This window comes from Mesorhizobium sp. M6A.T.Ce.TU.002.03.1.1 (assembly GCF_003997275.1).
Lineage (GTDB): Bacteria > Pseudomonadota > Alphaproteobacteria > Rhizobiales > Rhizobiaceae > Mesorhizobium > Mesorhizobium mediterraneum.
Map to the genome: position 1 here is coordinate 1 of NZ_RZTI01000220.1, position 5,327 is coordinate 5,327.

Genomic DNA, 5,327 nt, shown 5'->3' on the forward strand with positions numbered 1-5,327 from the left:
CATCGGCCAGGGCATGCCGCTGCAGGTGACCATTCCCGGCGCCGGCCGCAACATCGTCGAACTCGCCATCGATCCCGAGCCCGGCGAACTCACCGACACCAACAACCGCGCCATCGCGCTGATCGACGGCATCCGCGAGAATTTGCGCGTGCTGCTGGTCTCCGGCGAGCCGCATGCCGGCGAGCGCACCTGGCGCAATTTGCTGAAGTCCGACGCCTCGGTCGATCTGGTCCACTTCACCATTCTGCGGCCGCCGGAGAAGCAGGACGGCACGCCGATCAACGAATTGTCGCTGATCGCGTTTCCGACGCGCGAGCTGTTCGTCGAGAAGATCAAGGATTTCGACCTGATCATCTTCGACCGCTACCAGCACCGCGACGTGCTGCCGATCCTCTATTACGACTACATCGCCGAATATGTCGAGAAAGGCGGCGCGCTGCTGATCGCGGCAGGGCCCGAGTATGCCGGTGAAAGCTCGATCGCCCGCACGCCTTTGATGTCGGCGCTGCCGGCGATGCCGACCGGCGAAGTTGTCGACAAGGCGTTCTATCCACGCCTCACCGAGCTCGGCCAGCGCCATCCGGTGACGCGCGGACTCGACGGCTCCGCCACCGAGCCGCCGCACTGGAGCCGCTGGTTCCGCACCATCGGCGTCGAGAACCCCGAGGGCGAGGCGGTGATGAAGGGCGCGGACAACCGTCCGCTGCTCCTGCTCGACCGCAAGGGCGAAGGCCGCGTCGGCATGTTTCTGTCCGACCAGGGCTGGCTGTGGGCGCGCGGCTTCGAGGGCGGCGGCCCGCATGTCCAGCTCTATCGCCGCATCGCCCATTGGCTGATGAAGGAGCCCGAGCTCGAGGAAGAGCGGCTGACCGCCGACGGCCGCGGCATGATGCTGGAAATCCGCCGCCAGACAATGAGCGACGACCCCGGCCCGGCGCAAATCATCACCCCGTCCGGCAAGGCGCTGACCGTCAAGCTCGAGAGGGCCGAGCCCGGCGTCTTCCTGGGCAGCATCGAGACCAATGAGATCGGCCTCTACCAGGTCGGCAATGGCGACCTGAAGGCGCTTGCCCATGTCGGCCCGGTCAATGCGCCTGAATTCACCGACGTCGTCTCCACCGAGGGCCGGCTGAAAGCGCCGGCCGAGGCCACCGGCGGCAGCGTGCGCCGGCTGGCGCCATCATCGGCGCTTGGGTCGACCGTCGGCAACCTCACAGGCGGCGTGACGCTGCCCTCGGTCGTCCCGGTCCGCGCTTCGGGCGCCGCGAGCGGCAACGACTGGATCGGCCTGCGCACCACCGACGACAGCGTGCTGAAGGCGGTCTCGCGCGTGCCACTGTTCGGCGGATTCCTCGGCCTCGGCCTGCTGCTTCTGGCATTGGGCTCGATGTGGTACCGCGAAGGGCGGTAGCAGCATCGTCTTTCCTTCTCCCCTTGTGGGAGAAGGTGGATTGGCGCGTAGCGCCAAGACGGTTGAGGGGTGTTGGACGGAGTGTCGGCAGTGCCAAGCTGGAGCACCCCTCATCCGACCGAGCTTCGCTCGGCCACCTTCTCCCACACAAGGGGAGAAGGAAGAACGCGAACCGCACTACTCCTCCGGCTCCGTCGTGAACATCAGCGGATAGCCCTTGGCTTTGCCGGCATCGGTCGCCCGCGTCGCCTTGGTCTCGGCGACGTCCCTGGTGAAGACGGCGACGACGCAGACGCCGCGCTGATGAGCGGTGATCATCACCCGCCGCGCCTGGTCTTCGCTCAGCTTGAATTCGCCCTTGAGCACCGTCACCACGAACTCGCGCGGCGTGAAGTCGTCATTGAGGAGGATGACCTTGTAGAGCTTCGGCCGTTCGATCTTCGGCTGCGTCTTGGTGCGGGGTTTTGTCGTGATTTCAGGCATCGGAACCCGGCAGTTGCGCGCAAGAATTTCGCTTTTATTCTGACATGAACGAAAGCGATCGTCCATTTTGAGCCGCACACAAACCGCCTTCCAAGCGGGTGCGGCCGTTCACAAGTCCATGCCTATGTGGGAACTGCCGGTTGCCGTTCAACGGCTTGGTGCAGCGAAGCCCGGCGGGAATTTCGATTGGCTCCGCGACAGAGGCCGCCCATCTGGGACGAAAAAGAAGACCGCTCCAGGCGCATCGCAACTGGAGCGGTCTTCTTAGTGGACAAGAGATGTCGCTGGATCAGGCCTTCGGAGCTGCCTTGACTGCGTGCTTCTTGTGCTTCTTGACGGTCTTCTTGGCGGCGACCTTCTTCACCATCTTGGCCGGCGCAGCGGTCGTCGCGGTCGTCGCAGCCGCGGTCGTGGTGGCGGCGTTGGCGCTGCTGGCGCCGAGAACCGGCATCGAGAAGGCAAGCGCGATGGCGAGACCGAGAGCGGAGAGGAGGGACTTTTTCATGGCTTCGTTTCCTTGTTGTGCAGATCGGATTGAGCGTCACTGAACGGGGTCGATCGGTGTCACTCCAAGCAGCTTCAAAGCGTTGGCGAGCATCCGGATTCCCTGTGCCTGTTTCTTGTTGGCGCAGAACCGGTTTCCCTTCCTTTGAAGTGCCTTCGCCGCGGTGACCTGCGTTGCCGCGGCATGGGTTTCGAGGGCTTCGTCGAATTGACGGCTCAGATCGCTGCAACGCTCGCTCCGGGTGATCGCCGCCTTTGTATCGGCCACCTTTGCATCGGCCACCTTTGCATAGGATTGTTCGACCGCGGCGGTGATAAGCGAGATGCCGAGCAACACACCCATCAGGCTGATCGAGAACCTTTGCATTGGTTTGTCCGTAATCCCGTAACGCGTGCCGCAGCCGATGACCTGACCGCCACGGCACCACTTATGCCTTTGATTTTTTTCGGGAGTTTTTCCGAACTGTAGAATTTTGTTTCTGGATTGTTTCTGAGCAACCTGTTCGGGATCGCTTATCGTCACCGGCCAACATATGGCCTGAATTCTATCGTGTGGGTGATTATCGAACGGCGGTTTCGCCATCAATGACGGCAGGGCTCTCAGTGAAATCCGACGCGCACATACTGATCGTCGACGACGACAAGGGCATTCGCGACCTGCTTCAGGAGTTCTTCCAGAAACGAGGGCTGCACACGTCGGTCGCCGCCGACGGTACCGAGATGGAAGCCGTGCTGCGCCGCGCGCAGGTTGACCTTATCGTTCTGGACGTCATGCTGCCCGGAAAGAGCGGGCTGGAGCTTTGTCGCGATCTTCGCGCCAACCATGCGACACCGATCATCATGCTGACCGCCGTCACCGAGACGACCGACCGCGTCGTCGGGCTGGAAATGGGCGCCGACGATTACGTGCCGAAACCTTTCGATCCGCGCGAGCTGCTGGCGCGGATCCGAGCCGTGCTTAGGCGCAACGGCGCCGCCGAGCCGCGGCGGCCCACCTCGCGGCAGATGTACCATTTCGCCGGCTGGACGATGGACTGTTCGCGCCGTCGGCTGATGGCGCCGGGCGACGTCAGGGTCGAGCTGACCATGGCGGAGTTCAACCTGCTGCAGACGTTCGTCAAGAGCGCGCAGCGCGTGTTGAGCCGCGACCAGCTCATCGAACTGTCAGGCGGCGACAGCGGCTACAGCTTCGATCGCAGCGTCGACATTCTGGTCAGCCGGCTGCGGCGCAAGATGGAGGACGACCCGAAAACGCCGAAACTGATCCTGACCGTGCGCAGCGGCGGCTATCAGTTCCTGCCCGAAACGACCTCCGAATGAGACGCGTCCTGCCGCAGACCCTGCCCGTCTGGGTGCTGCTCATCGTCATCGCCGGCCTGCTGATCAGCCAGATCACGACGCTTTACATCGTCTCGCGCGACCGTGCCGCCGCCAACGGCGTGGTCGATCTCTACAGGCTCAATGATCGCGCCTTCTCGCTGGTGCAACTGATGCATGCCGCCTCGCCCGAAGCACGCAAGGCCACCGCATCCGGCCTGTCCAACGCGACCTACGCGCTTACCGTTTCGGACACGCCCGCCGTCGCCTCGTCGATAGCGGGCGACGACGAACTGGCCGAACTGGAGGACATACTGGTCGGGCGGCTGTCGAAATTCGGCATTACCGATGCGCGGGTTCGGCGCGATCCGGCGACACGGGAAGCCGACGACGGGGGCGCGATCGAGGGTCGCGATGTCGGCGAGGTCGAGCGAGACCTCCTAGTGCTGGCCGCCGATTTCGCCCAGAGCGACAAGCTGACAGCGTCGCTCCGCTTCGCCGACGGCCAATGGCTGAACTTCACCGAGCCGAACACTCCGATGGGGCCGATATTGAGCTTCGACAGCCTGCCGCTCTATGCCTTGATCGCCGGGCTGGTGGTGGCCATGTCGATATGGTCGCTGCGCCGGCTGACCGCGCCCTACCGGATGATGGAAACCGCAGTGAAACGGATCGGCAACGACCTGAAGAGCCCGCCGATCATCGAGACCGGCAGTCGCGAGATCCGCACCGCGGCAAAAGCGGTCAATGCCATGCAGGCAAGGCTGCGCGACTATGTCGAGGATCGCGAACATCTTGCAGCAGCGCTCGCGCACGACCTGCGAACGCCGCTGACAAGAATGCGGCTGCGTCTCGAACTGCTGCGGAAATCGGCGGTTCGCGCCGCGCTGACGCATGACCTCGCCGACATCGAGGAGATTGCCAGCTCGGTGATCGACTTCGCCACCTTCGAGGTAACCGAGGAGAAGAGCGAACGGATCGATTTCTGGTCGCTCGTGGAATCGGTCGCCGACGGCTACGAGGAGGTCTCGTTCGACAATGACGACACGCGCTCGCGCGGCGTCATCTGCCTTGCGCGGCCGGTCGCGCTCAGGCGCTGCGTCACCAATCTCGTCCAGAACGCCGTGACCTACGGCAAGAGGGCGCATCTCAGCCTGCATCGATCGGGAAAGACGATCACGCTAGCCATCCGCGACGAGGGGCCAGGCATACCGCAGGCCGAGCTCGACGCCGTGTTCGGCTCGTTCGTGCGCTTGGAACAGTCCCGCAACCGCCAGACCGGCGGCCTCGGCCTTGGCCTGACGATCGCCCGCAACATCGCCCGCAGCGCCGGCGGCGAGGTAAGCCTGTCCAATCACCCCGGCGGCGGCTTGCTGACGGAGCTGAGCTTGCCGCTGGCAACGTAGCTTGCTGTATCGGGCCAAGGCAGCATTCCTTCGCGCCCCCCTCTGTCCTGCCGGACATCTCCCCCACTTGGGGGGAGATCGGCGGTTTCGCAGGACGGCTCCCACACTCCAACGTTTGTAGTTGGCGAAATCGGCGATGACAGCCAATCTCCCCACCTGTGGGGGAGATGTCCGGCAGGACAGAGGGGGGCGCGACAGAACTCGGC

At 64.0% G+C, this 5,327-nt stretch carries 6 protein-coding genes; 3 read left to right on the forward strand and 3 right to left on the reverse strand.

Annotation, left to right across the window (positions count from 1 at the left end; translation table 11 throughout):
- On the forward strand, positions 1-1,411 hold a 1,411-nt coding region (locus EOC93_RS32405), incomplete at its 5' end, for a hypothetical protein (RefSeq protein ID WP_127206639.1).
- Positions 1,412-1,588: 177 nt separating this feature from the next.
- Here EOC93_RS32405 and clpS read toward each other — a convergent pair.
- The 3 genes from clpS to EOC93_RS32420 all read right to left on the reverse strand — a co-directional run bounded on the left by clpS (position 1,589) and on the right by EOC93_RS32420 (position 2,765).
- Entirely contained in the window at positions 1,589-1,894 is a 306-nt protein-coding gene (clpS, locus tag EOC93_RS32410) for an ATP-dependent Clp protease adapter ClpS (RefSeq protein WP_126105247.1), read from the reverse strand.
- Positions 1,895-2,183: 289 nt separating this feature from the next.
- Complete coding sequence (locus EOC93_RS32415; protein WP_095484207.1) at positions 2,184-2,399, reverse strand: hypothetical protein; 216 nt, start codon at positions 2,397-2,399, stop codon at positions 2,184-2,186.
- 36 nt (positions 2,400-2,435) lie between these two features.
- Entirely contained in the window at positions 2,436-2,765 is a 330-nt protein-coding gene (locus EOC93_RS32420; RefSeq protein ID WP_095484206.1) for a hypothetical protein, read from the reverse strand.
- A gap of 236 nt (positions 2,766-3,001) precedes the next feature.
- On the opposite strand from EOC93_RS32420, the gene EOC93_RS32425 reads away from it, so the two are divergent.
- Positions 3,002-3,718: a response regulator transcription factor gene (locus tag EOC93_RS32425; protein WP_127206640.1), complete on the forward strand. Its 717-nt coding sequence runs from the start codon at positions 3,002-3,004 to the stop codon at positions 3,716-3,718.
- Positions 3,715-5,121 carry an ATP-binding protein gene (locus EOC93_RS32430; RefSeq protein ID WP_127206641.1) on the forward strand — a complete coding sequence of 469 codons (1,407 nt, stop codon included), beginning with the start codon at positions 3,715-3,717 and terminating at the stop codon, positions 5,119-5,121. The genes EOC93_RS32425 and EOC93_RS32430 overlap by 4 nt, the downstream gene beginning before the upstream one ends.
- Positions 5,122-5,327: the final 206 nt, after the last annotated feature.

Coding starts and splice junctions, on each gene's coding strand:
- clpS (WP_126105247.1), bottom strand. CDS start 1,894: ATGCCTGAAATCACGACAAAACCCCGCACCAAGACGCAGCCGAAGATC.
- EOC93_RS32415 (WP_095484207.1), bottom strand. CDS start 2,399: ATGAAAAAGTCCCTCCTCTCCGCTCTCGGTCTCGCCATCGCGCTTGCC.
- EOC93_RS32430 (WP_127206641.1), top strand. CDS start 3,715: ATGAGACGCGTCCTGCCGCAGACCCTGCCCGTCTGGGTGCTGCTCATC.
- EOC93_RS32420 (WP_095484206.1), bottom strand. CDS start 2,765: ATGCAAAGGTTCTCGATCAGCCTGATGGGTGTGTTGCTCGGCATCTCG.